General features: G+C 67.9%; 24 protein-coding genes, 4 tRNA genes and 3 pseudogenes. 16 read left to right on the forward strand and 15 right to left on the reverse strand.

Annotated features, from left to right (window positions below):
• Positions 1–253 precede the first annotated feature (253 nt).
• From B0293_RS36720 to B0293_RS36740, 5 genes are all read right to left on the reverse strand, one after another.
• A complete protein-coding gene (locus B0293_RS36720; protein ID WP_005159121.1) occupies positions 254–790 on the reverse strand; it encodes an HIT family protein in 537 nt (178 codons plus the stop codon).
• Positions 787–2,847 carry a threonine--tRNA ligase gene (thrS, locus tag B0293_RS36725; protein ID WP_039918518.1) on the reverse strand — a complete coding sequence of 687 codons (2,061 nt, stop codon included), beginning with the start codon at positions 2,845–2,847 and terminating at the stop codon, positions 787–789. The genes B0293_RS36720 and thrS overlap by 4 nt, the downstream gene beginning before the upstream one ends.
• Before the next feature lie 137 nt (positions 2,848–2,984).
• Positions 2,985–3,599, reverse strand: a complete 615-nt coding sequence (locus B0293_RS36730; RefSeq protein WP_005159123.1) for a malonic semialdehyde reductase — start codon at positions 3,597–3,599, stop codon at positions 2,985–2,987.
• A gap of 155 nt (positions 3,600–3,754) precedes the next feature.
• Entirely contained in the window at positions 3,755–5,281 is a 1,527-nt protein-coding gene (locus B0293_RS36735; RefSeq protein ID WP_005159124.1) for a sugar transferase, read from the reverse strand.
• Positions 5,282–6,175: 894 nt separating this feature from the next.
• Positions 6,176–6,247: transfer RNA gene (locus B0293_RS36740), tRNA-Val, on the reverse strand.
• A 401-nt stretch (positions 6,248–6,648) separates the two neighbouring features.
• On the opposite strand from B0293_RS36740, the gene B0293_RS36745 reads away from it, so the two are divergent.
• From B0293_RS36745 to B0293_RS36760, 4 genes are all read left to right on the forward strand, one after another.
• Complete coding sequence (locus tag B0293_RS36745) at positions 6,649–7,074, forward strand: SsgA family sporulation/cell division regulator (protein WP_005159130.1); 426 nt, start codon at positions 6,649–6,651, stop codon at positions 7,072–7,074.
• A 136-nt stretch (positions 7,075–7,210) separates the two neighbouring features.
• Positions 7,211–7,283: transfer RNA gene (locus B0293_RS36750), tRNA-Gly, on the forward strand.
• A 25-nt stretch (positions 7,284–7,308) separates the two neighbouring features.
• Positions 7,309–7,379 (forward strand) — tRNA-Cys (locus tag B0293_RS36755).
• 1 nt (position 7,380) lies between these two features.
• Positions 7,381–7,455: transfer RNA gene (locus B0293_RS36760), tRNA-Val, on the forward strand.
• A 48-nt stretch (positions 7,456–7,503) separates the two neighbouring features.
• On the opposite strand, the gene B0293_RS36765 is transcribed toward B0293_RS36760, so the two are convergent.
• The 5 genes and pseudogenes from B0293_RS36765 to B0293_RS44505 all read right to left on the reverse strand — a co-directional run.
• Positions 7,504–8,724: a tyrosine-type recombinase/integrase gene (locus tag B0293_RS36765; RefSeq protein ID WP_245191970.1), complete on the reverse strand. Its 1,221-nt coding sequence runs from the start codon at positions 8,722–8,724 to the stop codon at positions 7,504–7,506.
• A gap of 205 nt (positions 8,725–8,929) precedes the next feature.
• Positions 8,930–9,073: a hypothetical protein gene (locus B0293_RS44495; protein ID WP_005159134.1), complete on the reverse strand. Its 144-nt coding sequence runs from the start codon at positions 9,071–9,073 to the stop codon at positions 8,930–8,932.
• A 372-nt stretch (positions 9,074–9,445) separates the two neighbouring features.
• Positions 9,446–9,895: an XF1762 family protein gene (locus B0293_RS36775; RefSeq protein ID WP_245820139.1), complete on the reverse strand. Its 450-nt coding sequence runs from the start codon at positions 9,893–9,895 to the stop codon at positions 9,446–9,448.
• 292 nt (positions 9,896–10,187) lie between these two features.
• Positions 10,188–10,325 (reverse strand): annotated as a pseudogene (locus B0293_RS44500) (IS256 family transposase); the annotation flags it as partial.
• A gap of 276 nt (positions 10,326–10,601) precedes the next feature.
• Positions 10,602–11,021 (reverse strand): annotated as a pseudogene (locus B0293_RS44505) (RNA polymerase sigma factor); the annotation flags it as partial.
• A 154-nt stretch (positions 11,022–11,175) separates the two neighbouring features.
• Here B0293_RS44505 and B0293_RS36785 point away from each other — a divergent pair.
• The gene (locus B0293_RS36785) at positions 11,176–11,496 is read left to right on the forward strand and encodes a hypothetical protein (RefSeq protein ID WP_005159138.1); all 321 of its coding nucleotides are present in this window, start codon (positions 11,176–11,178) and stop codon (positions 11,494–11,496) included.
• Positions 11,497–12,212: 716 nt separating this feature from the next.
• A complete protein-coding gene (locus B0293_RS36790) occupies positions 12,213–12,521 on the forward strand; it encodes an ANTAR domain-containing protein (protein WP_077241476.1) in 309 nt (102 codons plus the stop codon).
• Here B0293_RS36790 and B0293_RS36795 read toward each other — a convergent pair.
• The 3 genes and pseudogenes from B0293_RS36795 to B0293_RS36805 form a co-directional block, all read right to left on the reverse strand.
• Positions 12,476–12,961 (reverse strand): hypothetical protein, encoded by a 486-nt coding sequence (locus B0293_RS36795; protein WP_005159149.1) that lies wholly within the window; start codon positions 12,959–12,961, stop codon positions 12,476–12,478. The genes B0293_RS36790 and B0293_RS36795 overlap by 46 nt on opposite strands.
• Before the next feature lie 157 nt (positions 12,962–13,118).
• A pseudogene (locus B0293_RS36800) lies at positions 13,119–13,481 on the reverse strand (ABC transporter ATP-binding protein); the annotation flags it as partial.
• A 26-nt stretch (positions 13,482–13,507) separates the two neighbouring features.
• Positions 13,508–14,077: a TetR/AcrR family transcriptional regulator gene (locus B0293_RS36805; RefSeq protein WP_143254723.1), complete on the reverse strand. Its 570-nt coding sequence runs from the start codon at positions 14,075–14,077 to the stop codon at positions 13,508–13,510.
• Positions 14,078–14,172: 95 nt separating this feature from the next.
• Between B0293_RS36805 and B0293_RS36810 the strand changes: the two genes are divergently transcribed.
• On the forward strand, positions 14,173–14,574 hold the full coding sequence (locus B0293_RS36810) for a Dabb family protein (protein WP_039915700.1): 402 nt from the start codon (positions 14,173–14,175) through the stop codon (positions 14,572–14,574).
• A gap of 7 nt (positions 14,575–14,581) precedes the next feature.
• On the opposite strand, the gene B0293_RS36815 is transcribed toward B0293_RS36810, so the two are convergent.
• Positions 14,582–14,938: a winged helix-turn-helix transcriptional regulator gene (locus B0293_RS36815; RefSeq protein ID WP_005151639.1), complete on the reverse strand. Its 357-nt coding sequence runs from the start codon at positions 14,936–14,938 to the stop codon at positions 14,582–14,584.
• 129 nt (positions 14,939–15,067) lie between these two features.
• On the opposite strand from B0293_RS36815, the gene B0293_RS36820 reads away from it, so the two are divergent.
• Entirely contained in the window at positions 15,068–15,832 is a 765-nt protein-coding gene (locus tag B0293_RS36820) for an SDR family oxidoreductase (RefSeq protein ID WP_005151638.1), read from the forward strand.
• Between the two features lie 9 nt (positions 15,833–15,841).
• On the opposite strand, the gene B0293_RS44990 is transcribed toward B0293_RS36820, so the two are convergent.
• Positions 15,842–16,597 (reverse strand): IclR family transcriptional regulator, encoded by a 756-nt coding sequence (locus tag B0293_RS44990; protein WP_005151637.1) that lies wholly within the window; start codon positions 16,595–16,597, stop codon positions 15,842–15,844.
• Positions 16,598–16,784: 187 nt separating this feature from the next.
• On the opposite strand from B0293_RS44990, the gene B0293_RS36830 reads away from it, so the two are divergent.
• Genes B0293_RS36830 through B0293_RS36865 form a run of 8 tightly spaced genes read left to right on the forward strand, consistent with a single transcriptional unit; the run spans position 16,785 to position 24,281 of the window.
• Positions 16,785–17,798 (forward strand): NrtA/SsuA/CpmA family ABC transporter substrate-binding protein, encoded by a 1,014-nt coding sequence (locus B0293_RS36830; protein WP_005151635.1) that lies wholly within the window; start codon positions 16,785–16,787, stop codon positions 17,796–17,798.
• On the forward strand, positions 17,795–18,643 hold the full coding sequence (locus tag B0293_RS36835) for an ABC transporter permease (RefSeq protein WP_005151632.1): 849 nt from the start codon (positions 17,795–17,797) through the stop codon (positions 18,641–18,643). Before B0293_RS36830 ends, B0293_RS36835 begins: the two co-directional genes overlap by 4 nt.
• The gene (locus B0293_RS36840; protein WP_005151630.1) at positions 18,640–19,392 is read left to right on the forward strand and encodes an ABC transporter ATP-binding protein; all 753 of its coding nucleotides are present in this window, start codon (positions 18,640–18,642) and stop codon (positions 19,390–19,392) included. Before B0293_RS36835 ends, B0293_RS36840 begins: the two co-directional genes overlap by 4 nt.
• Complete coding sequence (locus tag B0293_RS36845) at positions 19,376–20,410, forward strand: ABC transporter substrate-binding protein (protein WP_005151627.1); 1,035 nt, start codon at positions 19,376–19,378, stop codon at positions 20,408–20,410. Before B0293_RS36840 ends, B0293_RS36845 begins: the two co-directional genes overlap by 17 nt.
• Positions 20,407–21,447 (forward strand): LLM class flavin-dependent oxidoreductase, encoded by a 1,041-nt coding sequence (locus tag B0293_RS36850; RefSeq protein WP_039915649.1) that lies wholly within the window; start codon positions 20,407–20,409, stop codon positions 21,445–21,447. Before B0293_RS36845 ends, B0293_RS36850 begins: the two co-directional genes overlap by 4 nt.
• Positions 21,444–22,613, forward strand: a complete 1,170-nt coding sequence (locus B0293_RS36855; RefSeq protein ID WP_005151625.1) for an LLM class flavin-dependent oxidoreductase — start codon at positions 21,444–21,446, stop codon at positions 22,611–22,613. Before B0293_RS36850 ends, B0293_RS36855 begins: the two co-directional genes overlap by 4 nt.
• 12 nt (positions 22,614–22,625) lie before the next feature.
• Complete coding sequence (locus tag B0293_RS36860; protein WP_005151623.1) at positions 22,626–23,333, forward strand: class II aldolase/adducin family protein; 708 nt, start codon at positions 22,626–22,628, stop codon at positions 23,331–23,333.
• Between the two features lie 12 nt (positions 23,334–23,345).
• A complete protein-coding gene (locus tag B0293_RS36865; protein WP_005151621.1) occupies positions 23,346–24,281 on the forward strand; it encodes an ABC transporter substrate-binding protein in 936 nt (311 codons plus the stop codon).
• The last annotated feature ends 183 nt before the right edge of the window (positions 24,282–24,464 follow it).

A 24,464-nucleotide genomic window follows, 5' to 3' on the forward strand; every position in this document is an offset into this window, starting at 1 on the left:
GAAAGCCACTTTCGCAACATCCCAAGCAGCCACGCCGGCAAGCGAACAGGCGATCTCGCGTGATCAGACGGACGGCACGCTCGCAGCCAAGGGTCGCCGCGAGTCGTCCGTCTGGACACACGTGTCGTCCGTCTGATCACGGGTGTCGTCCCTCCGGTCACACGGAACCGACCCGACAGTAGGTATCCGAGAGACGGATGGCTCTAACCCGAATCGCCACTCACGACCACCCGCACCCAAGCCGAGCCCGGAGCTACCAGGCGTCCGCCAGCAGTTGCCGTGTCTCCCCCAGCAACTGCGGCAGCACCTTCGTGTGCCCGATCACCGGCATGAAGTTCGCGTCGCCACCCCACCGAGGCACCACGTGCTGGTGCAGGTGCGCGGCGATTCCCGCGCCGGCGATCACGCCCTGGTTCATCCCGATGTTGAACCCGTGCGCCGAGGACACCTCCCGGATCACCCGCATCGCGTGCTGGGTGAACTCCGCCACCTCGGTGGTCTCTTCCGCCGTCAGATCCGTGTAGTCCGCGACATGGCGGTACGGCACGGCCATCAGGTGACCGGGGTTGTACGGGTACAGGTTCAGCACCGCGTACACGGTCTTCCCGCGCGCGAGGATCAGCGCTTCCTCGTCGCTCTTCTCCGGGAGATGGCAGAACGGACAGCCCTCGTCGGGCTTCTTCACCCCTTGCACGTAGGCGAGCCGATGCGGGGTCCACAGGCGCTGCAACGCGTCCGGGACCCCCACACCGTCCTGTCCGACGACTTCGGGGCCATCGGGGCCCGTCACCGGAGTACCGCCTCCAAGCCCGCCACGGTCGGCGAGGAGTTCTCCCGGCGCTGGACCCAGCCGGCGATCGCCTCGACCGCGTCGGCCACCGGGACGCTGTTGATCTGGCCGCCGTCGCGGAACCGGAACGACACCGCGCCCGCCTCGACGTCCTTCGCGCCCGCCAGGAGCATGAAGGGCACCTTCTGCGTGGTGTGGGTGCGGATCTTCTTCTGCATCCGGTCGCCGCTCGCGTCGACGTCGACCCGGATCCCCTTGGCCCGCAGCGCCTTCTCGACCCCGCGCAGGTGCTCGACCTGGTCCTCGGTGATCGGGATGCCGACCACCTGGACCGGCGACAGCCACGCCGGGAACGCGCCCGCGTAGTGCTCGGTCAGCACGCCGAAGAACCGCTCGATCGAGCCGAACAGCGCGCGGTGGATCATCACCGGGCGCTGGCGACTGCCGTCGCCCGCGGTGTACTCCAGCTCGAACTTCTCCGGCAGCATGAAGTCCAGCTGGATGGTCGACATCTGCCAGGTGCGGCCCAGCGCGTCCTTGGCCTGCACGGAGATCTTCGGCCCGTAGAACGCCGCGCCGCCCGGGTCCGGCACCAGTTCCAGCCCGGAGTCCACGGCGGCGGTGCGCAGCACCTCGGTCGCCTCGGCCCAGACCTCTTCGGAGCCGATGTACTTGTCTTCGTTCCGGGTGGACAGTTCGAGGTAGAAGTCGTCGAGACCGTAGTCGCGCAACAGGTTCAGCACGAAGTCCAAAAGGGACTTCAGCTCACCGGGGACCTGTTCCAGGGTGCAGAAGATGTGCGCGTCGTCCTGCGTCATACCGCGGACACGGGTCAGGCCGTGGATCACGCCGGACTTCTCGTAGCGGTACACGGAGCCGAACTCGAACATCCGCAGCGGAAGTTCCCGGTAGGAACGCCCGCGCGAGCGGAAGATCAGGTCGTGGAACGGGCAGTTCATCGGCTTGAGGTAGTAGTCCTGGCCGGGCTTGCGGACCGAACCGTCCTCGTTGTGCTCGGCGTCGAGGTGCATCGCCGGGTACATGCCGTCGCGGTACCAGTCGAGGTGACCGGAGGTCTCGAAGAGCGCGCCCTTGGTGATGTGCGGCGAGTAGACGAAGTCGTACCCCGCCTCGACGTGCCGCTGACGCGAGTAGTTCTCCATCTCCTGCCGGATGATCCCGCCCTTGGGGTGGAACACCGGCAGCCCCGAGCCGATCTCGTCGGGGAAGGAGAACAGGTCCAGCTCGACGCCGAGCTTGCGGTGATCGCGCCGTTCGGCTTCGGCGAGGCGCTCCAGGTAGACGTCCTGCGCCTCGGCGGATTCCCAAGCGGTGCCGTAGATCCGCTGCAGCTGCGGGTTCTTGTCGTCGCCGCGCCAGTACGCCGCGGCGACGCGGGTGAGCTTGAACGCCGGGATGAACTTGGTGGTCGGCACGTGCGGGCCGCGGCAGAGGTCGCTCCACACGCGCTCCTTGGTGCGCGGGTCGAGGTTGTCGTAGATGGTCAGCTCGCCGCCGCCGACCTCCATCACCTCGGAAGTGTCCACATCGGACTTGATGTCGACGAGTTCGAGCTTGAACGGCTCGTCGGCCAGTTCCTTCTTGGCCTCGTCGACCGAGTCGAAGACCCGGCGGGAGAACTGCTGCGCGCCCTTCACGATCTGCTTCATGCGCTTTTCGAGCGCTTGCAGGTCTTCCGGGGTGAACGGGGTGTCGACGGCGAAGTCGTAGTAGAAGCCGTCCTTGACCGGCGGGCCGATGCCGAGCTTGGCCTGCGGGAACTGCTGCTGCACGGCCTGGGCGAGCACGTGGGCGGCCGAGTGGCGGATGACGCTGCGCCCGTCCTCGGTGCTTGCCGCGACGGCTTCGACCTCGACCTCGGACTCCGGGGCCCAGGAGAGGTCGCGGAGGTTCCCCTCGGCGTCGCGCACGACGACGATCGTGTCCGGCCCCTTGGTCGGCAGCCCGGCTTCGCGGACCGCGGTGCCCGCCGTAGTGCCCGCCGGTACCACCACGCGCGAGGCGGTTGCGGCTGCTACTGACGACGGCTGGGACACGATGGACTCCTCGCGTGTAAACGGATGTTTCGTGTGATGTTAGTCGTCAGGCGCGGCGCGGCTCACGCGCATTACCCCTAACACCACGAAGGCCTCCTTCCCATCGGAAGAAGGCCTTCGCGTATTGAGCGGCGAGGTCAGACGGTCTCGACGACCTCGTCGAAGTCCAGCCGCGGCAGGCGGTCGAACCAGGGGTTGTCGCCCGGCTTGCCGACGTTGATCACGACGAGGGACTTCCACGCCTTGTCCGCGAAGAACTCCTTGTCGATGCCCTCGGCGTCGAAGCCGGTCATCGGGCCGGCGGCCAGCCCGGCGGCGCGGACGCCGATGATGAAGTAGCCGACCTGGAGCAGCGCGTTGAGCTTGGCGGTCTCGACGCGGCCCGCCTCGTCGGCGAACAGGTCCTTGGCGCCCGGGAAGTGCGGGAAGGTGCGCGGCAGGTTCTCGTGGAACTCGGTGTCGGCGGCCAGCACGACGGTCACCGGCGCGGTCTCGGTCTTGGCGCGGTTGCCCTCGGACATCAGCGGGGAGAGGCGCTTCTTGCCCTCTTCGGTGCGGATGACCAGCGCGCGCAGCGGCTGGTTGTTCATCGACGTCGGGGCCCACTTGACCAGCTCGTAGATCGCGCGGATCTGCTCGTCGGTCACCGGCTCGTCGCTGAAGCTGTTCGCGGTGCGGGCCTCGCGGAACAACAGGTCCTGAACGTCCTGCGGGAGGTTCAAGGCTTCGGTCGGCTCAACGCTGGTGGTCATGGGTGGATCTTCCTTCCGTACGCTTCCTGTACTCGCCACAACCTAGTTGAGCGCTGAACTATTTCTCGCTCAACTACCTCTGGGTGTGCGGTCGATCACAGGAACGGCCGCCGTCCCGGAGGACGACGGCCGTCGAGTGTGATGCGGCGGAAGGATCAGTAGGCCCCGCGTCCCTGCACCACGGCCCGGAAGGTCTTCCACAGGATCACCAGGTCGAGGGCGAGGGACCAGTCTTCGACGTAACGCAGGTCGAGCCGGATGCTCTCGGCCCAGCTGAGGTCGCTGCGCCCGCTGACCTGCCAGAGCCCGGTGAGCCCCGGCTTGACCAGCAGACGGCGGCGCGCGTCGGGCGCGTACTTCACGGTCTCCTCCGGCAACGGCGGGCGGGGACCGACGAGCGACATCCGACCGCTCACGACGTTGAGCAGCTGTGGCAGTTCGTCGAGCGAGTACCGGCGAAGCATGGAGCCGACCTTCGTGACGCGGGGATCCTTCCGCATCTTGAACAGCGGTCCCGCGCCCTCGTTCTCCTCCTGGAGGTCCTGCTTGAGCTTGTCCGCGTTCGTGACCATCGTGCGGAACTTGAGCATGGTGAAGGTGTGGCCGTCGCGGCCGACGCGGCGCTGCCGGTAGATCACCGGGCCACGGTCGTCGAGCTTGATCGCGACCGCGATCGTGAGCAACAGCGGGGAAACCAGGGTGAGCAGCAGCGCGGAACCGAACCGGTCGAGCACTTCCTTGACGAAACGGCGGCCACCGGTGAACTGCGGCGCGCTGACTCGCAGCAGCGGCATGCCGAGCACACCGGAGACGTTCAGCCGGGGACCGGCGACCTCCATCAGCATCGGGGCGACCACCATCTCCGCGGAGGTCCCTTCCAGGTCCCAGGCGAGCCGCTGGAGCCGTTTCGGGTTCCAGTGCTGGTCGGCCGTCACGGCGACCACCCGGTAGCCGCCACGGCGGACGTGGCCCGCGAGGTCGTCGAGCTTCCCGACGACCGGGACACCCTCCACCTCGCCGCTCCCCCGCTCCGCGCCGGCGCCGGAGTACGTGCAGACCGCTTCCACCCGCCAGCCGACGTGAGGATCGGCCTTGGTGCGGGCGATGAGATCGGCGACCGTGTCGGGACTTCCCGCCGCGAGCACCGGCAGCAGGCACTCACCGAGCCGTCTGCGCCGGTGCAGCACCTGCCTCAGCGCGTACCGCTGCAGGAACATGAAGACCGAGATCATCGGGACGACGATGAACACCCAGGGCTGGACGGCGAGCGCGCCGAAGAGCAGGCCGCCCAGCGCGACGAGGACCGCGGTGGCCACCAGGCCCCGGCCCAGCGTCCGGTACTCCTCCGCGCCTTCGCCCAGCACTCGCGGGCTCCAGGCGCGGCAGACCGAAAGCCCGAACAGGAAGGCGGCCGCGGTACCGAGCGCGTGCATGTCGTGTGGATCGGATCGATCGATCAAGAAGGCGCTCATCAGGATGAGCACGAAGGCCGTGAAAACGTCACTACCGATGACCCAGGCACGGTAGCGCGATTCCCAAGCCGCGTACGGCGGCCGCGCCGACGTCGTGTCGACCGCCGCGGCATTGCCCGCACCCCTTTGCGGGGGGAGCGGGATCGACTGAAGGTCGATGTGCTGCGGCGTCCCGTTAACGGTGGACGACGGCCGCACCGACTCTTCCATCAGACCTCCCGGAGTGGGGATTCCCGAACGCCGGATCAACACGCTGAGTAAATGAGAGCGATTTCGAAGAGTGATCGATTCTCAAGATCCTTCAGCGGCCGATGGGGCGACACACGCCAAGGTATCGGCCGCTCTCCGGCCTTCGTTACAAGGATTTCCAGCCACATCCTGCGCGAGTTTCCGGCAAATGAATGCCGCGTTGATAACAAGATGATGACGATGGGTAATAGACCGTATCCTCCGAACAACTACTCAAAGTAGTCACGAATTCGCAGCTTTCCCGGCCACTCGGGGCAGCACGCCCCCGATCGGCCGAATGGCCCCGAAAGTTCCACAGTGGACGGTCCGGCGAAGTCGATCTCCGGCCGGTCCACTGTGGATTTCACGCCCCCGGAGGACCTCGGCGCACGAGCCGTCCCCACCGCGGGCGGATCTACCTTGTCAATCGGTCACCGGAGTGGCGTTTCGTCACATCACGCCGGTGTCACGGCGACTTCCCCGCCGCAGCCGGACGAGTGAGCCGCTCGCCCATGCCCTGCATCACTTTCACCGTGGTCTGGACCTTTCGACGGAGGTCATCGTGCCGAGGATCACAATGTCGTCTCGATGGACGGATCATGTGACGTTTTCGCGGCGCGACGGGAGGTCCCCGGCGAATGTCCACACGGGCCGGAATCACGGCTTCAGGACTCTTCGGACCGGCGGCGCCCCCACCACCCCCGCCGCACCGAGTGCATTCAGCCGCTACGGCGACCCGGCCCGCGACGGTAGAAGTACCGTCCCCACATAACCCGCGTCCGACCTGGGGATCGAATGCCTCCGGACGGCCCCGCGCCCCTTGGTGTACAGGAATGAATCAAGGCCCCGGACCAATGGTCCAGGGCCTTCATCCGGTGGGCGATACTGGGATCGAACCAGTGACCTCTTCGGTGTGAACGAAGCGCTCTCCCGCTGAGCTAATCGCCCGCTCGCGGTGTCCCGGGGAACTCTACCCCACGACTTTAGAGGGCCTGCAAACGGGTGGTTCCCTCCGACCACACTCCGCTCACCAGCAAATACGGAGCGAACAACCACGAGCTAGCCGGGGTTGTCCTGGCCGGGGGCCGCCTGCGACGCGTTTCGACATTCGTGCGACGGTGCTATCGCGTGACGACTAAACCGCGCAGTATGTACATGTGGACTGCCTGCAGGGCGCATGTAGGGCTGCGCGTCGCGCGGGTGATGATGGGGTGACGAAGTAGGGAGCCGGGGCCGGATGGCCCCAACCGGGTGATCTGCGGCAAAACCGCGTTCCAATCGGCCGGCCGAAACGTCACATCATCGCCACTCGGTTCGACCGGGCCGGGAAGGAGACGAAGGGTAGGACGATGCGCAACGATCACGTGACGCTCCGCTCGACGGCGGTGTTCGACCTCCTGGCACCGCGGACACCCGCGGTTCCGGTCAAGGTGGAACTGCGATACGACACACGCGACCCCTACGCGGTCGTCGCCGCCTTCCGCACCGGCCGCGCCGGCTGGGTCGAGTGGGTCTACGCGCGCGATCTCCTCGCCGACGGCCTCCTGGCCGACGCCGGCGACGGTGACGTCCGCATCCGCCCCTCCGTCGAAGACCCCGAGTCCGTCCTCATCGAACTGAACTCGCCGTCCGGGCACGCCATGTTCGAGGCGTCCGCCCAGGAGCTGGCCGACTTCCTCGACCGGACCTACGACGTCGTGCTTCCGGGCAACGAGCACCTGTGGGTCGACGTCGACGACGCCCTCACACACCTGATCCCCAACGATCTGGCCTGATGACGGGCTTGCGAACAGCAAGTGGCACCCCGGTTGCAGGGCCGATTCCGGGGTCGGATAGTGTTCACACACACCACGGCGACGGGGTGAGGGACAAAGCCGAAAGGTTCTGACCTCTGGACCGGACCGAGGATGTGCGGATGTAGCGCAGCTGGTAGCGCATCACCTTGCCAAGGTGAGGGTCGCGGGTTCGAATCCCGTCATCCGCTCGGAAGGCCCTCTCGGGCCTGTCACGGTGGAGTGGCCGAGAGGCGAGGCAACGGCCTGCAAAGCCGTGTACACGGGTTCGAATCCCGTCTCCACCTCGCGCGATTAGCTCAGCGGGAGAGCGCTTCCCTGACACGGAAGAGGTCACTGGTTCAATCCCAGTATCGCGCACCATCTATTTCGCAGGTCAGAAGCCCTGCTCCTCCTCGGAGGGGCGGGGCTTCAGTCGTAAAAAGGCGATGAAAAGGCGATGGCCTTCGGGGCCGTCTCCAACTGCCCGTCACGGAAGGTGGCGTGCAGGTGCGGGAACCACTCCCCCAGCTTGGTCCGCTCGCTCGGGGTGAGCGCGACCAGCGAGCCGATCCACCGGGTCTCGAGCGCTTGCAGGATCTGACGGCGCATCAACGGGGTCACGTGGTCGTAGACCCGTGCGATGCCCTTCATCTTCTGCCCCAGCCGTGCCCGCCGGGCGACTTCGGGGATGCCGTCCTCGGCCAGCCAGGTGCTGTGGCTGTGCCGTCCTTCGTGGAAGGTGAACGTCGGCAGGATCGGCTGCACCACTTCCACAGACCGCGTGTGTTCAGCGTCACTGCCATCCCATACCGGGCGCCAGTACCGGTTACGGAAGTTCGACCGTCGAAGCGGCGCTCCCTCAGCACTGCACAACACGAACGGGAAGCTGTGGCTGTCGATCAGCTCTTCGTAGAAAACCGCGATACTCGGCGGCAGTTCCACGCTTCGCGTACCAGCCGGTGTCTTGGTCCGGCCCTTCTTCGCCCGGCCGCCCTGTCGTCTCGGTGTCACCGGGCGAGTCGGCCGCAGACCGAGATCAGCGAGCCTCGAAGTGTCGACTCTGCGGCCGCCTTTGAAGAGGCGTCCGCCGATCTCTTTCAACGGCTCGCGGATCTGGATCGAGCGCGCCTCGCTGTCGTACTCGTGGCGCTGCTGACCGACCAACTCGCCCCAGCGTGACCCGGTGTAGAAGTCGAGCAGCCCGAGTACGAACCCTGCGAGCCCGAGCCCGCTCTCATACAGCCGCATCGAGGCACGGAGTGCCTGCACCGGTGTCGCGACGAGGTTCTCCACCTCGAACTCGCCCGAGGTGACCCGGATCCCTGCGCACGGGTTGGCCGGGATCTTCCTCGCCTTGACCGCTGCGCCCAGGATCGTGGAGAACAACGAGAAAATCGACGCCACCGACGAATCCGCGTAGTCCTCGTGCAACTCCGACAGCCACTTCTCGATCTCCACGTAGCTGTTGAAGATCCCGGCCAGCGGCCAGGACGACCACTGCGGCAGCAGATGGTTGTCCAGGAAGGACCGGTACTTAGCCAATGTCGTCGGTTCTAGCCGCGGGCCGACCGCCTCCATGAACTCCTCGGCGAACACGCCGAACAACATCTCCGCCTCACGCGGGTCCAGCCACAAGTTGCGCCGAATCAACGCCTCCTGCTCAACACCCCACGCCTCGGCTGCCTTCTCTGAGTTGAATCCGGCTCGGCTCCCCCACGTCCCATCAGGACGTTTGAACCGAGCACGCCACCCTGGCGTGCTACCGCCAGTCGGTTGCGCATAGGCCATATCGAACACTCTCTCTTCGTCGAGCGGACTCCCGGATCACCCCGGGATTGAACAGAACGGCCGACGCTCACGCCGCACGCATGCCACCGCGATACGAACGAACCTCGCTCCTAGTCAGCCGCACGATCTCCGCGACGTCCTCCCGGCTGAACCGGTAGTGCTTGCCGAACCGGCGATGCGGGAACGCTCCAGCCGCGGCCCGGTCCTTCAACGTCCTCTGCCGTCAGCAGCGCGTCGGGATCGCGCGGCGCGCGCTCCGCCAACGCGCGGATCGCACTGGCGAGCTCCCGGATCGAAGCCGCCAACGCCGCACCGCCATCGACGGAATCCAGCGCGGAAGCGCTCACGCGCGGACTGTCGTCCGTCACAACAATTCACCTCCTCCAGTGATGCGGGCGGCGCGGTTCAGCCCTGCCACGTCTGCGGCGCAGGATGGTTTCGGCGCCCGCAGACGTGAGGGCTCGTGACAACGGATCAGCTGATCAGACGCGGTGGCGTCGGCCGATCGCCAGCTGTACCAGCTGAAACAGCTGGCGCACAAGGCAAACCTGAAAGACTCGGCCGACCTACCCGATCGCGTGAACTACCGCTCAGCCCGGATCTCCCACCGCGTTCGCCGGATCCCGTCGACGCCGCGCGACTCACGGGGGCGCGACACAGTGGACCAACCAGGCCGCGGCCGAAGGTCCGCGACCGGACGGAACCCCGCCGCACGCAGACTCGCGCCACTCTCGCCGTCCTGGGTGTAGGTGATCAGACGCTGAAAGCCGAGTGTCCGCGCGACGCGCCACGAGACTCCGTACAGCTTGGAGTTGGCGTTGCGGGCCCCTGTCGTACAGGTGCGCGTGACCTCAACGCTAACCCCGTCATCGAGGTGGCGGGCAACCGGCCGCCCGACGATCGCCACACCGACGAGTTCGGTCTCCTGAGCGACGCCCACCGCGAACTTCATCCCGCGCGGCGGCCGATGGTGTCGGTGATGCGCGGCGATGAAATCGCAGGCCTGCCGGAAGGTGATAGGAACGATCGTCAAGCCCAACCTCGACACGTCCAGACCGCGCACAGTGGAGAGTCGGCCAGGTTCGCGTCCGGTCTCGGTCCGAGTCCGGCCTCGGACCGCAATGCCATCGGCTCCCTGGTTCACACCGCCACCCCGCCGACGTCAGCAAGCGCACTGATCTCGGCATCCCGATCCGGCTCGACCTCACCGGATCGCGGAGCCGGCCGATACCGAAGCGGCAGTGTCGACGGAGGCGCGATCCGCTGGGTCGCAGCTGAAACCGACGGGTCTGTCAAACGAACGGTGTAACTCGGGTTGAAGGAAACTACTTGCGTCCGGCGGCGAGTCGGCCGTCGAAGGCGATCTCGAAGGCGTTTAACGCGGGTTTCCACCGCATGGTCCAGCGTTTGCGGCCGGTGCCGGTCGGGTCCAGGCTCATGATCGCCATGTAGACGCACTTGAGCGTGGTCCAGGCGGCGAAGACGGTGTCCTGGGCGAGGCCCCCGGCTTCACCGGCAGTGAGGTGGTCGGGCATGCGGAGCATCGTGTGGCCGGCATGGGTGGCCTTGCGGAAGATGTCGCCGGTGGTGATCCAGGTCTGGACGAGGGGCTGGGCGTGGGCGATGACCAGCTCGGCGAACTGGTCGAACTCCGGGCCGGTGAAGCCGGCCGCGCGCAGGCGGTCGACGAGGGCAGCGTCGACGGGATGCGTGGCCTCCTCGTCCTCGAGCAGTTTCCGCAGGCGCCCCACCGCCCGGCCGCGAGTGGGCCCGACCGAGCCGACGGACAGGCCCATCGCCTCGGTGACCTCCTTGTGGGAGGCCTTGTTGACCACCAGGAGCCGCAGCAGCTCCTGGTCTCGCTTCGGGAGCTTCACGAAGGCGCGCCAGAGCCTCCGGTCACGCTCGGCGCGCGGGGTCTGCTCGTCAGGGGCGGGATCGCCGCTGATCGCGGTCTCGACCAGGTCGTCGGTCAGCGGCCCCGTCCGCGCCGCGCCCTGGCGGAGACGCTGGGCTTCTCGCCGGGCGGTGGTGATCAGCCACCCGGCCAGGGCCCGGGAGTCCCGGATGTTCCCCCGTTGCGCGGCATCGGTCGACGCCGCCCGCTTTGGAACTCGCCCCCTCCAGCAACGGCTGACAACACAGCGGACCAAAACCACAGCTGGACGAACCCTCTACGGTGCATGCCGTTCTTCGCTTCGTACGCGCCTGGTCAGGTATCGGACGTCCATGACGATGGGTACGACGGCGGTGAAGGTGATAGGGACGACTTCGCGTTTCCCCGGACGACGCCGTACTGCTTGACTTGCAGACATGACCACGAAATGGGGGCGCGCGGTGGTCGGTGCGATGGTGCTACTGATCTCGTCGTGCTCGTCGATGGCGATGATGAGCGAGGAACAGAAGATGGTGGAGCTTCGCAGGGCAGGCGAGCTGGGCGCCGGGGCGCACCTCACGCTGCTCGCCGAGCTCACGGTTCCTACGCCTGAGACGTGCTTGAACAACCTCAAGCGGTTTACCGGTGGTGCGCCGTGGGACGAGCCGTACAGTGCCACGGCGGATTGGATCTCACTGCACGGGGACTACTTCGTGGACAGCTGCGTCTCCGGGACACCGCGGGTTCCGAACCCGTGACCTGCCGCCCGCACGGTCCACGCCCCGTCGTTGCTCCGACGGACCTGGACTGGTCGTCGAGGCACTGCACACTGCGAAACCCGCAAGTTCCGCACCATCGACCCGGGACGAAGGCGATTTGGCGACGTAGGCCGCGCACGGCGGGAGCCGCCAGGTGCGACGCTGTGGGCGAAGGACGTCAGGCCGGGCACCGTCCACAGTGCCGGCCGGCCCAGCCTCGTGTGGAAGCTCAGTCGGCCGAATACGCCGGGACCGCCGACGAAGCCTCGTTCGTCACGAGTCCGCGAAGCCACCCTCAGCGATGACAACGTCGCCTACGGCGAGACCGGCGTCATGCAGGAAGCGCAGCAGTACGACAAAGCCGTTAACGGCCAGCTGATCGAACCCACGCACGCTGTCCCCGATGTGTCGTGCTGCGAAGCCGTCGACGGCGAGGTATGGGAAGTTTCCAGGTTCGGAGGGGTTCTTCTGGTCACCGAGACCGGCGAGGGCAGAGGGATCCAGGTGTACGAAAGCGGCGAAGCCACACGCGCCCAGTTCGACACTGTCCTCGCGGGCTTACCTCGCGCCGTTCACCCTGCAGCAGGGCGTAACCGCACCCGAAGCCTCACGGCAGAGCCGTGGGGCTTCGTCATCGGCCGCCATCGACCGGATCGGGTGCCGAAGAGGCGCCAGGCCCTGTCTCGATGCGATCGTGTGTAGGCAAAGATAGGCAGGTGAGCGCGTCAGATGAGCCTGCCGAGCTGAAGAACGAGATCGGCCAACTACATACGGCCTTGGCATCACAACCAGTGATCGAACATGCCAAGGGGATGCTCATGCTCCTGCGCAACTGGACTGGCAACCAGGCCTTCGCCGCACTGCGTGAGGTCTCGCAGCACGCGAACGTCAAGCTCCACGACGTCGCCGCAGTGATCGTCTCCGCAGGCGCGCCTGCCGAACCATCAGGCATCGACCAGGAAGTCTCGCAGCAGGTGCTTCACGAACTACGCCTTCGCGTGCTCGGCTCAGGCTTCGGGACGTAGCCTCCGCAGACCGATTTGAGTATCCCGCTGCAGACTCGCACGTTGTCGAACAGGGTTCGAAGCGACGCCTTGATCGCGCCCGTCTTGCCCTCATAGGTCGACCACGGATTGAACTTCACGAAAGCAGGCTTCCGGTCGGAGGAATTCCACACCGCGACGAGCAAGGTCTTGAGCTTCTCCCCCGTGACCACATATCCGAGAGGAACCTCGGCGTCGACCACGACTCCCGTGGTCAGCCCGTCCTGGTTCGCGCCCACCTCGACCTGGAGGAACTCGGGAGGCGCGCCCTTCACCGCGTCGACCACCGGTCCGGCGGACGCCATCTCGGTCTTCTGAGCAGCCGGAGCCGGGTCCTTGCTGGGAAGGAACAGACTGCAGCCGCCCAGCAGCATCGCCATGGCGGCCATCGTCGCGAACACCATCGCGAACCGGAGACTCATCACTCACTCCATACACTCAGCCACCAGAACCACGCCAACCACGCCCGCACCACGGCGTCTCGTCGGTCCAGCGGCACGACTCGTCGCCTACACCATCGACGGACTGCTCACGACTCCCGCTCGCCCTCGCTGACAGCGGCTTTCGACCATGTGCGTCCTAAGCGTGCAAAGAACTCCTGCTCGGCGGAACGGGATCGTCGGCCCGGAGTCGTCGCCAGGTTTCACGCCGCCGCCGTTGTGCCGCGGGGTCGGCGACCGGCGCGGCCGACAGCAGGCGGTGGGTGTAGGGATGCACCGGGTCGGTGAGCACCTCCTTCGTCGGTCCCTGCTCCACGACGTGGCCCCGGTGCATCACCGCGACCCGGTCGGCGAGCTGTTCGACGACGGCGAGGTCGTGGCTGATGAACAGGCAGGCGAACCCGAGTTCGCTCTGCAAGCTCCGCAGGAGCTCGAGGATCCGGGCTTGGATGGTGACGTCGAGCGCGCTGGTCGGCTCGTCGGCCACCAGCAGATCCGGATCCTCTTTGGACGAACCCGGCGTTTCGCCTACGGACCGTACGCGCGCACGAACGTGTCGACGCCCGATTCCGCGATGGCGTCGAGCTCATCCTCCGGAAGAGTGCGCGTCCCCAGGCGGGAGCGTGACTCCAGCGGCCCGATCAGCAGTGCCAGGAAGTGCTCGGCGGCCCTGGCCGGATCACACGAACGAAGAGCGCCGGAGAGGACGAGGTGAGCGAACCGGTCGGCCAGCGCCTCGATCAGGTGCGCCGACGTGCGTTCCTGCATCGCGACCGCCAGCTCCGGGAACGTGGCCAGTTCGGCGTGTGCCAGGGACCGGAGCGCGTGCGAACGCTCACCAGAGCAGATCCGCAGCAGCCGGGAAGCCGCGGTTCCGAGAGTCTCGCGGACGTCGGCCCCGGCGTCACGGAGCGGCTCGATGGCGTCGAGCGAGTCAGCGGCGACGCCATCGGCGGCAGCCGCCATGGCGCCGCGGAACAGCGTCTCCTTGTCACCGAAATGGTTGTAGACGGTGGGTTTCGCGACCTTCGCCTCGTCCGCGATCTCCTGGACCGACGCCCGCGCGTAACCACGGCGCGCGAAGACCGTGAAGGCCACGTCCAAGATCTGTTGCCGCTTCGAAATCCGGTGTTGCACCTGAACCCGTCCGTTCACTACTTTGAACTCACGGGTTCAAAGTAGTGGAGGAAGTCTTGATCGTCCAGTTCATGCGCTTCGCGTTCCGCGAGGAGAGCACCGAGGAACAGAAGGCCCACGCCTTGGAGTTGATCCGCCGGACCGCGGCGGTGGAGTCGGTGGCGCATTCCACCGTCGGCAGGCTTCTCGGCGATCCGGCCGAGGGCTACACCCACGGCTATTCCTTCGGACTCGCCGACCTCGACGCGCTCGAGCGCTACATGTACGACCCGGTCCATCTGGCCGGAGACCCGGAGATCCTCCCGCACTACGCCAAGTTGCACGTCGGGGTCGCCGTCACCGACGACCCCGATCCGGATCTGGCCGCGAAGATCTCCGCCGTCTACGAAGGCAAGCTCGCCCGGTATCCCGATTGGGAACGGCTGATGACGGCGATTCCCGAAGTCCGGTTCGGCTGACCGGCCGTCATCGCTCGCCGGCCGGATCCAGGTCCGGACGTGAGGTGATCTCCACCGCGTTCGCTCGGATCCAGTCCAGCAGTGGGGTCAACGCCGCCGCGGCACCACGCCCCAGTTCGGTCACCGAGTACGTCACCGAAGGAGGTTGTTCCGTACCGACCTCACGACGCACCAAACCGTCCTGTCGCAGCGCCCGGAGCGTGGCCGTCAGGCTCTTGTCGCTGATCCCAGCGACCACAGCCCGCAGTTCGTGGTAACGGTGTGGCCCGCGCAGCAAGGCGGTGAGCACGAGGATCGCCCACCTCCCCGCGAGATGTCCGAGCACCTCTCGCGCCGGGCACTCCTTGTGGAACACGTCACTCACCGCTTCTCCCCCGGTTTCCTGGACTGGGTGCTCACCTCCGGGTGAGCACCGCACCGCGACGTGAGCGCCTTCCGCCCGAACCCGCGCTCTCCTTAGGTTAGTGACCTGCTCACGACCAAGGAGGAACCCGTGCCGACCACGACCATCGTCACCGGCGCCGCCCGCGGGCTGGGTGCGGCCATCGCCCGGCACCTGGGGGCACGAGGCCACCACGTGATCGTCAACTACCGCACCGACTCCGACGGCGCGGCCGGAGTCGTCGAGGACATCGAGGCGGCGGGCGGCGCGGCGTCGAGCGCCCGGGCCGACGTCACCGACCCCGCCGCGGTCGAAGCGCTGATTGCCGGCGTTCTGGCCCGACACGGCCGGATCGACACCGTCGTCGTCAACGCGAACACCGCCCCGCCTCCCTTCGCCCCGCTGATCTCCCTGTCCTGGAACGATTTCGCCGCCAAGATGACCGGCGAACTCGCCGGCGCCTTCCACATCACCAAACGCGTTCTGGAGCCGATGCGGGCCCAAGGCGACGGCCGGCTCGTGTACATCGGCAGTACCGCGGCGGATTACGTCGGTGAAGGCCGTCTAGCCCACGGCACCGCGAAATCCGCGCTGGCCACCTTCGCCCGTCACGTCGCCGCGGAGAGCGGGCGCGACGGCGTCTGCGCTCTGGTCGTCGCGCCCGGAGCGGTCCGGACGCCGGCGACGGCCGGGCTGCTGGACGGCGACCGCGGCGAAGTCCTTGCCAGGGAATCGGTACTGGGCAGGATCCTCGAACCCGAGGACGTCGCCGCCGCGGTGGCGCTGGCCGCCGATCCCGCGCTCCGCCCGGCCACCGGCACGGTGCTCCGCGTCGACGGCGGCTGGTCCGTACTCGTCGGCGGGCCGGCCAGCTGAGATTCCTTGTCAGCTCTCGAAAAGCACCGCGGCGATCTCGTCTGCCGTGACTTTGGCCAGGTCCACGAAGAAGGGCAGCCGTTCGGGGATCATCAGAGCCGTCGTGCCGCGCAATCCGAGAGCGAACCGAGTACGGCCTTCCCCGTCGCGCAGCGGGATACCGATAGTGCGGAAACCGGCGGCCAGTTCCTCGTCGTTGAAGGCCCATCCGCGTTCGCGGGTCAGCGCGAGTTCCTTGGCCAGCCCGGCCGGATCCGTGGGCGCGCGTTCGGTACCTTCGGTGAACGGAAGTCGCGCCAGCTCGTCCTCCGACACATCGGACCACGCGAGCAGTGCCCTGCCCAGCGCACTGGCGTGGAGCGGGATCCGGAGCCCCTGGAGCTCGTGCCCGTCCGCCTCCCGCCAGCGGCTGGTGCCCAGCAGCACCATGTCGTTGCCGTGCCGGACCGCGATCGACGCGGACGCCCCGGTGGTGGTCGCGAGTTGTTCGAGGTGGGGCTCGACGAGGTAGATCCGGTGCTGCCGGTACGCGATCTGCCCGTACTCCGCGAGTGCGCCCCCGATCCGGTACCGGTTCGAAGTCGGGCTCTTCTCCAGGAAACCGGCACCGATGAGCGCCGTCACCAGACGATGCGTCGTGCTGGCCGGGAGCTCCACCCGGCGGGAGAGCTCGGTGATCCCCAGCTCGCCGCCACCACGAAAACACCCGAGAACCGCCAGTGCCCTCGCCACGGTCTGGACGCCGTCACCACCGTCTCGCGCCATGCGGACCAGCGTAACAGTATTCCAAACAGTGGAAGGACTTTCGCCGTTCGCGCCATCTGTGCCAGAAGGGCCGGGCTGGTTTTCCATTCTGTGGAACGTCTGGATCCCTTGAGGCGGCGTGGTTAGCGTTGCGCCCATCTCGACCGGGCCATCCGAACCGGGTCCCCACTCCCCAGGAGTCACCTCCATGCCCCGCAGCCGGAATTCCAGACTCACGCTCGCACTCGTCGCCCTCCTCGCGCTGATCACCGCGTGTGCCGGCGCAGGCCAGGACACCGGCGGCACCTTCACGCTCAAGGTCACCGATCCCGGAAACGCCGGTCCGCTCGCGGTCGGCAAACGGGACGAGACGTTCGACAAGGCCTTGGCACCGCTGGGTGCCCGCATCGAATGGGTCCCCAGCACACCGGGCTTCAGCTCGAACCTGAAACTGTTCAACACCAAGCAACTCGACGTCTCCGGTGGCGCGTACAGCCCGGTGATCGGCGCACTGTCCAAGGATGTCGGTGTCCGGATCATCGCCGTCGCCGACCCGGTCGGCAAGGACCAGAGCGGCATCCTGGCCTCGCCGAAGTCGGGTATCAAGTCGGTGCGCGACCTGGCGGGCAAGCGGATCGCGGTGAACCCGGCGGGGAAGGGCGAGTACATCACGCTGCTGGCACTGGCCCAGGCCGGTGTGCCCGTCGACCAGGTCGAACGGGTGCCGTTGCAGCAAGCCGACGCGACCTCGGCGTTCGCCACCGGCCAGGTCGACGCGTGGGCGTCGTTCAACGAGCCTTACCAAGAGGCGAAAGCGAACGGCGGCGTGGAGATCGCCACCGAGCAGAGCATCGGCTCGGTCGACAACACGATCGTCGCGTTCCGCACCGAGGTGCTGGACTCGCGGCCGGATGTCGCGGCCAAGTACCTGGAGACGTTGCAGCAGCTGACCCGGCAGCAACGGGACAACCCGGAGGACTTCGAGAACGTCTTCGAGAAGGCCGGTCCTCGCGCGCTGTCGGGCGATCGGCTGCGGCGTGCGCTGGCACTGGGCGGGCAGGCCACGGTTCCCCGGTACCCCGACGAAAAAGACCTGCGCGACCTCGAATCGGTCGCGAACCTGTTCTCGGCGAACAAGGTGACCACGCGGACTATCACCGCGGCGGACGTCGTCTACGACCTGCCAGCCAAGCTCACCGAGCACCAGAAGGCGGCGAAATGAGCATCGTCACCACACCCGGACCGGTACGCACCGAGCCGCCGGGCCTCGTGCGGCCCGAATACCGAGGAAGCGGACGACGGCGGCGCTGGTCGTCGATTCCCTTGCGCATCGCCGTTCCGCTGCTGCTCGTCGCCCTGTGGTGGATCGGAACGGCCACAGGCGGGATCTCCGAACAGGTCCTGCCGGGGCCGCCGAAGGTGTGGAACGCGTTCGTCGAGCTGTTCCGGACCGGTCAGCTGGTGGACTTCACCCTCGCCTCCCTGCAACGCGCGGCGGCCGGAGTGTCGCTCGGTGTCGCGTTCGGACTCCTTTTCGGTGTCCTGGCCGGACTGTCCGCGCTCGGCGAGGAACTGATCGACGCGACCATGCAGATCAACCGCGCCATCCCGTTCCTCGCGCTCGTGCCGCTGTTCATCGCGTGGTTCGGCATCGACGAGACGTTCAAGGTGCTGCTGATCGCGGTCGCCACCGTCGCGCCGATGTACGCCTACACCTATCTCGGCGTCCGCAACGTCGACCGGAAGATGCTGGAGGCGGCGAGGAGTTTCGGGTTGCGCGGGCCGCGGCTGGTGTTCGGGACCATCCTTCCTTCGGCGCTTCCCGCGGTGCTGATGGCCCTGCGGATCTGCCTGTCGATCAGTGTCACCGGGCTCATCGCGGCCGAGCAGGTCGGCACCCGGGAAGGCATCGGCTACCTGGTCAGCCTGGCCCAGGAGTACAACCGCACCGACTACATGGTGCTGTGCGTGGTGCTCTACGCCGTCCTGGGCCTGGTGTTCGACGCGGCGGTCCGGGTGCTGGAGCGGTTCGCGATGCCGTGGCGGGCGGGGGTGGCGGCGCGATGACGGATACGACCACCGAACTCGCGGTGTCGCTTTCCGGCGTGAGCAAGAGCTTCGGCGAGAAGACCGTGCTGGACGGCGTCGATCTGGAGATCAGGCGGGGCGAGTTCGTCGTGCTGCTCGGCCCCAGCGGCACCGGCAAGACCACCCTGCTTCGGCTGCTGCTCGGGCTCGAACGGCCGGACACCGGGGAGATCCTGGTTCCCCGGCAACGGACCGTCGTCTACCAGGAACCACGGCTGATCCCCTCCAAACGCGTACTGTCCAATGTGGTCATCGGCCAGCCGCACGGCAGGCAGACCAAGGACAACGGGCGCCGCGCGCTCGCCGAGGTGAACCTCGCGGACAAGCACCGTGCCTGGCCCGCCACGCTTTCCGGCGGTGAGGCGCAACGCGTCGCGCTCGCCAGGGCGCTGGTGCGCGAGCCGGAGCTGCTGTTGCTCGACGAGCCGTTCGCCGCGCTCGACGCGCTGACCCGGTTGCGCATGCAGGATCTGGTCGGCGACCTCGTGGCCCACCATCGGCCCGCGGTCCTGCTCGTGACCCACGACGTCGACGAGGCGATCCGGCTCGCCGACCGGGTGCTGGTACTCCACAAAGGACGGTTCGGGCACGACGTCGTCGTCGACCTGCCCCGGCCCCGTGACCGCACCGACCCCGCAGCACTCGACTACCGCGCCGCCTTCCTCGCCGAGCTCGGCGTCGGCGGCGTCCCGATCCCCTCGGAGGACACCCATGACCATCACGACTGAGCAGACCATCGACCAGCTCTGGTACACCCGCTGCCCGGTACCCACGGCCAGCGGTCTCGCCCACAGCCTCGGCTGGCTCGCCGACAACGCGGGCGACCACGGCCTTCCCCTGGCGATCCTTCAGGACGCCGCACCCGAAATCGCCGTCCACCACTACGACCACCGGTTACGCGGGCTGATCCGCGAAGGCGGCAACGTACCCGCCATCGCCGCCCGCGCCCAGGGCTCGCCCACCCGGCTCATCGGGCTGACCTGGATCGACGAGGCACAGGCCATCCTCGTCGCGGGCGACTCCCCTATCACGGACGCCGCCGGTCTCGCCGGCGCGCGGATCGGCATCCCGGCGTGGGCCGCGGATCAGGCCCGCAGCTTCCCGAGGGCGATGGCGCTGCACGGGTTCTCGAACGCCCTGCGCCTGGCGGGCCGCACCCTCGCCGACGTCACGGTGACCGAGGTCGACGTGAACCGTGACCCCCAGGTACGTGGCCGAGCCACCCGCGGCACCACCTGGGGTGTGGCCGAGTTGCTGGCCGGTGACGTCGACGCGATCTACGTGAAGGGCGCCCGGGCGGCCGAAGTGGCACGGGAACAGGGGCTGCGGGTCGCGGTCGATCTCGACACCGCCACCACCCGCCGGGGCCGGGTCAACAACGGCACGCCCCGCCCCATCACCGTGCACGCCGACCTCCTGGAGCACCGGCCCGAGTCGGTGGTCGGCTTCCTCGCGGCGAGCCTGCGTGCCGCGGACTGGGCCGCCGGCCACCTCGACGAGGTCCGCGCCGTGCTCGCCCGCGAGACGTTCTCCGGACCGGAGGGCGTCGTCGCTGCCTACGGCGAGGAATTCCATCGCACCCTGCACCCGGAGCTGTCCGCCGAGCGGATCGAACTGCTCGGGGTACAGAAGCAGTTCCTCTACACACACGGTTTCCTCGCCGCGGACTTCGATCTCGGCTCGTGGGTGGCGCACGAACCCCTGGAGCAGGCGAAGGCACTGGTCGCACAGGAGCGGGCGGCATGACCCGGTTCCTGTGGGAGCTGCCCGCCCGCGGCGACGGCCGCCGCGCGGATCCGAACCTGTGGCAGCGTGCCGGCTTCGACCATCTGCACCAAGTGATCGACGCGGCCGAACTGTCCGGTTTGGACGGTATGGTCGCCCCATACGACCCGCGCGGCGAGGAGTCGTGGATCGTGGCGGGCGGCGCGCTGCGCCACACCCGGCACAGCCGGGTGACCGTGGAGTTCACACCGTCCTTCGCCACCCCGGTGTACGCGGCGAAGATGTCGTTGACGTTGCAGCGCCTCGGCGCAAACAGGCTCGACTGGCTGGTGCGGGTCGACACCGATCCCGAGGACGACCGGCAACGCGGTGACCGCCTCGGCCGCGCCGAGCGGTACGAACGCGCCGCCGAGTTCCTCACCGTCGCCCGTGGTGCCTGGACCGGGCGCGGCGCCTCGCCCGGCGGGTTCGACGGCGGGGAGTTCGACCACGACGGCACGTACTACCACGTACGGTCGGGCGGCTTCGACGAAGCGGCAGACGGCCGTCCGTTCCCGGTGGTGCACCTTTCCGGGACGTCACCGGAGGCGATCGCCCTGTCGGCAGCCCACGGAGACGTGCACCTCTTCCCCGCGTCCACATCGGACCTCGCGCCGAGCGTCCGCGCGCTCCACACCGACGCCGGGAGCCATGGCCGGACGGTACGGGCCGGACTGGTGCTGCCGATCATCGCCAGGGAGGACGAGCACGAGGCCTGGGCCCGAGTGCTGCGCCTGTGGCGCGAGATCGACCCGGCCGCCACCGAACACGACGTCCGCTCCCGCGCGCTGGACGGGACGAGGTTCGACGGCTTCGACCGGATCGGGTATCGCACCCCGATCGGGCTGGTCGGCAGCTACCGGCAGGTGGCGGAGCAACTGGCCGAGTACGAGGGTGCCGGCATCACCACGTTCGTCCTCAGTGGACACCCCAGTATCGAAGAGATCCACCGGGCGGGCGAGCACGTCCTCCATCTCGCCGCCCCGGCCGGCCGGACACCGACAGGAGCAAGCGCATGACCGTGGACGTCTACTGGCGCATCGGCATGGGCGGCGACCACGCCTCGCTGCGCACTCCGAAGATCCGCAACCGCGGCGACTGGGGCGGACTCGGCCCGGGCAACATCGCACCGGCCCTGCGCGACGGCGAGCCCGACGGATACGCCTACATCGACCACGCCGCGGCGGTGGCCAAGGCGTCGGAAGCGGCCGGATTCCTCGGCGGGCTGCTGCCCTCCTTCCCCGGCACGGAAGACCCGTGGGCGTTGTCGGCCGCGCTCGCCAAGGAGACCAGCACCTACCGCTTCATGGTCGCGTTCCAGCCGGGTTTCCTGCATCCGCTGCAGGCGGCACGCATGTCGGCGAGCCTGCAACGCGCCACCGGCGGCCGCCTCGTCTACAACATCATCTCCGGTGGCGGCGGGCCCGCCCAGCTGTGGTGGGGCGACAAGGTCGACCACGACGATCGCTACGCCCGTACGTCGGAGTTCCTCCACGTCCTCAAAGGAGTGTGGCGGGGAGAGCCGTACGACTTCGACGGCCGGTTCTTCTCCGCTCGGGGCGCCTCGCTGCCTGAGCACCTCGTCGGCGAACCCTTCCCGGAGATCTACTTCTCCGGCTCGTCGGCGGCGGCCGTGAACGCGGCAGGTCTGCACTCCGACTACTACCTGTCGTGGCTGGAGCCGTTCGCCGACCTCGAGCGGAAGTTCGACGGCGTCCGGGCGCACGCCGCGAAACTCGGCCGCACCCCGAAGTTCGCGGTGCGCATCGACATCCTCGCCCGGCACACCGAGGAAGCCGCGTGGGCCGAGATCGAGAAGGGCTGGCGCCACGTCGACCCGGAGATCGCGAACCGGCAGGCTCAAGGCGACTCCGTCGGCGCGGGCCGAATCAAGGGCTGGGTGCCGTCCACCATCACCGGTTACCGCGACGTCGAGGTCCAGCCGAACGTCTGGGCCGGGTTCTCGTTGCTGCGCGGCGGCCCGGCGTTCGGGCTCGTCGGCAGCTACGCGCAGGTCGCCGAGCGCCTCGACCAACTGCTCGACCTCGGCGTCGACGCGTTCATCCTCGCCGGCAACCCGCATCTGGAGGAGGCCTACCGGGTAGGCGAAGAGGTCCTCCCCCTGCTCGGCCGTTCCCGCTTCACCCGGCCCACCACCCTGCGCGCACCCGCGTCCGTCGCCTGATCAGGAGGACCGTTGACCAGCACACTCGATTCGAACATCACCGAATTCGTCGAGAACGCCCGCAGGGACGCCGAAAAGGCGTTCCGGGTGTTCCGGGAGACCGGCACCACCTCGGCGAACGGCACCGTGAACTTCGTGGAGCGGGTGCCCGGCGAGGAGATCGCCGTCGCCCTCAACGAACCCGGCCCCTGGGCCGACGACCGCGAAGTGGAACCCGTCGTCGCCACGTTCGACGGCACCGTGCTGTCCGGGACCGGACGCGCCGGCTTCATCGGCGGCTACAGCAAGGTCTTCCGCGAACATCCGGAGATCACCACGGTGGTGCACGTCCACACGCCGTGGCTCGGCGGATGGGCACAGACCCACCGCACCCTGCCGATCCGCTACGCCGCGTCCCAACGACTCACCCTGTCGCGCGAGATCCCGCCGCATATCGACCGCAGCCGGCCGGCGAGCGAATTCATCCTGGAACGACTGCGGGAGGACCCGCATCTGGTCGCGATCTTCGAGGCCAACGGCGGCATCAACGTCCTCGGCCGCGACGGCCTGCTGGAAACCGCGAAGTTCATCGTGCTGCTCGAAGAGGGCGCGCAGTTCCAGGCGATCGCCGAAGGACTGGGCGGGTCGGTCGAGTTCGACCCGACCAACCTGGTCGCGCAGTGGAGCCGAAGCGGACTCGTCGACGAGGCACGCCGCCTCGGCCTGATCCCCGAACACTGAGGAGCACACACCATGACCGTTCGAGTCGGTTACTTCCCCCACAACAACTCGCTGTTCGTCCTCCGCCACCGCGGCATCCTGGAACGCCGGCTGCCCGGCGTCGAATGGGTCGACCTGCGCACCCTGCCCGCGAAACCGCCGGTCGACCCGAAGACCGCGCTGCCGACCCTGCACTCGGACTGGCTGTTCGAACCGGGCGGGTACGACTTCATCGGCACCGGCTTCACCCCGCCCGTGACCGGCCTCGCCCACGGCCGTGATCTCGTCTACGTCGGTATCTCCGGTCCACGGGTGGAAAACGGCAGGCTGGTGGTCAAGCCGGAATCACCCATCCGGTCCGTCGCCGACCTCCGGGGCCGCCGCGTAGGCATCGCACACGGTTCCTGGCAGACCACGCTCCTGCTGTTCGCCCTGGAACGAGCCGGACTGTCCTGGTCCGACATCGAACCGGTCGACACCTCGGTGCACGACGGGCCGTCCGCGTTCCGCTCCGGCGACCTCGACGCCTGGGTCGGGGCTTACCCGGCTTTGGCCGCGGTCGAACAGGAGGGTCCCGTCCGGACCCTGATCGAGACCGAAGGTCTGTTCAGCCATCCCTCACTGTGGTTCACCCGCCGCGACTTCGCCGAGAACCATCGCGACGAACTCACCGAAATCGTCCGCTCGCTGCAAGAGTCCGACGCGTGGATCACGGCCAACCCCAGAGAAGCCGCCCGCTACTTCGCCGAAGACGCGGGAACGACCTCGACGGCGGACCTGGACCGCTGGGAGCACGCCCTGCGCGGCCGTCCGTTCGGACTCAACCCGGTGACCGAAGAATTCCTCGCCGAACAACACCACGCGGCGGAACTGCTGGCAGCCAACGGACTCCTGCCCCGATCGGTCGATCCGCGGTCCGCGGTCCTGCCCTGGCTCAACGATCTGCTGACTCCGCACGCGGCCCGGTAACCCTGCCGCGGTCGACCCGCGCCGGCTGCCGGAGACCCTGGCGGCCGGCGCGGCAGACGCTCCTCCCCGGCGAGCGAGGCGGCGACCGCCTCGGCCGCGCGCAGCAACACGATCCCGTGCTGTTCACCAACTACTTCCGCGACGATCCGACCACAGTGGACTAGGGTACGAGAGATCGCCGCC

It is taken from the genome of Amycolatopsis azurea DSM 43854 (assembly GCF_001995215.1).
Taxonomy (GTDB): domain Bacteria; phylum Actinomycetota; class Actinomycetes; order Mycobacteriales; family Pseudonocardiaceae; genus Amycolatopsis; species Amycolatopsis azurea.

Excerpts from the sequence above, each read along its gene's own strand:
- B0293_RS36850 (WP_039915649.1), top strand. The coding sequence starts at position 20,407 with ATGACCCGGTTCCTGTGGGAGCTGCCCGCCCGCGGCGACGGCCGCCGC.
- B0293_RS36795 (WP_005159149.1), bottom strand. The coding sequence starts at position 12,961 with ATGAGTCTCCGGTTCGCGATGGTGTTCGCGACGATGGCCGCCATGGCG.
- B0293_RS36865 (WP_005151621.1), top strand. The coding sequence starts at position 23,346 with ATGACCGTTCGAGTCGGTTACTTCCCCCACAACAACTCGCTGTTCGTC.
- B0293_RS36730 (WP_005159123.1), bottom strand. The coding sequence starts at position 3,599 with ATGACCACCAGCGTTGAGCCGACCGAAGCCTTGAACCTCCCGCAGGAC.
- B0293_RS36845 (WP_005151627.1), top strand. The coding sequence starts at position 19,376 with ATGACCATCACGACTGAGCAGACCATCGACCAGCTCTGGTACACCCGC.
- B0293_RS36735 (WP_005159124.1), bottom strand. The coding sequence starts at position 5,281 with ATGGAAGAGTCGGTGCGGCCGTCGTCCACCGTTAACGGGACGCCGCAG.
- B0293_RS36840 (WP_005151630.1), top strand. The coding sequence starts at position 18,640 with ATGACGGATACGACCACCGAACTCGCGGTGTCGCTTTCCGGCGTGAGC.
- B0293_RS36745 (WP_005159130.1), top strand. The coding sequence starts at position 6,649 with ATGCGCAACGATCACGTGACGCTCCGCTCGACGGCGGTGTTCGACCTC.
- B0293_RS36835 (WP_005151632.1), top strand. The coding sequence starts at position 17,795 with ATGAGCATCGTCACCACACCCGGACCGGTACGCACCGAGCCGCCGGGC.
- B0293_RS44990 (WP_005151637.1), bottom strand. The coding sequence starts at position 16,597 with ATGGCGCGAGACGGTGGTGACGGCGTCCAGACCGTGGCGAGGGCACTG.
- B0293_RS36830 (WP_005151635.1), top strand. The coding sequence starts at position 16,785 with ATGCCCCGCAGCCGGAATTCCAGACTCACGCTCGCACTCGTCGCCCTC.
- B0293_RS36855 (WP_005151625.1), top strand. The coding sequence starts at position 21,444 with ATGACCGTGGACGTCTACTGGCGCATCGGCATGGGCGGCGACCACGCC.
- B0293_RS36785 (WP_005159138.1), top strand. The coding sequence starts at position 11,176 with ATGACCACGAAATGGGGGCGCGCGGTGGTCGGTGCGATGGTGCTACTG.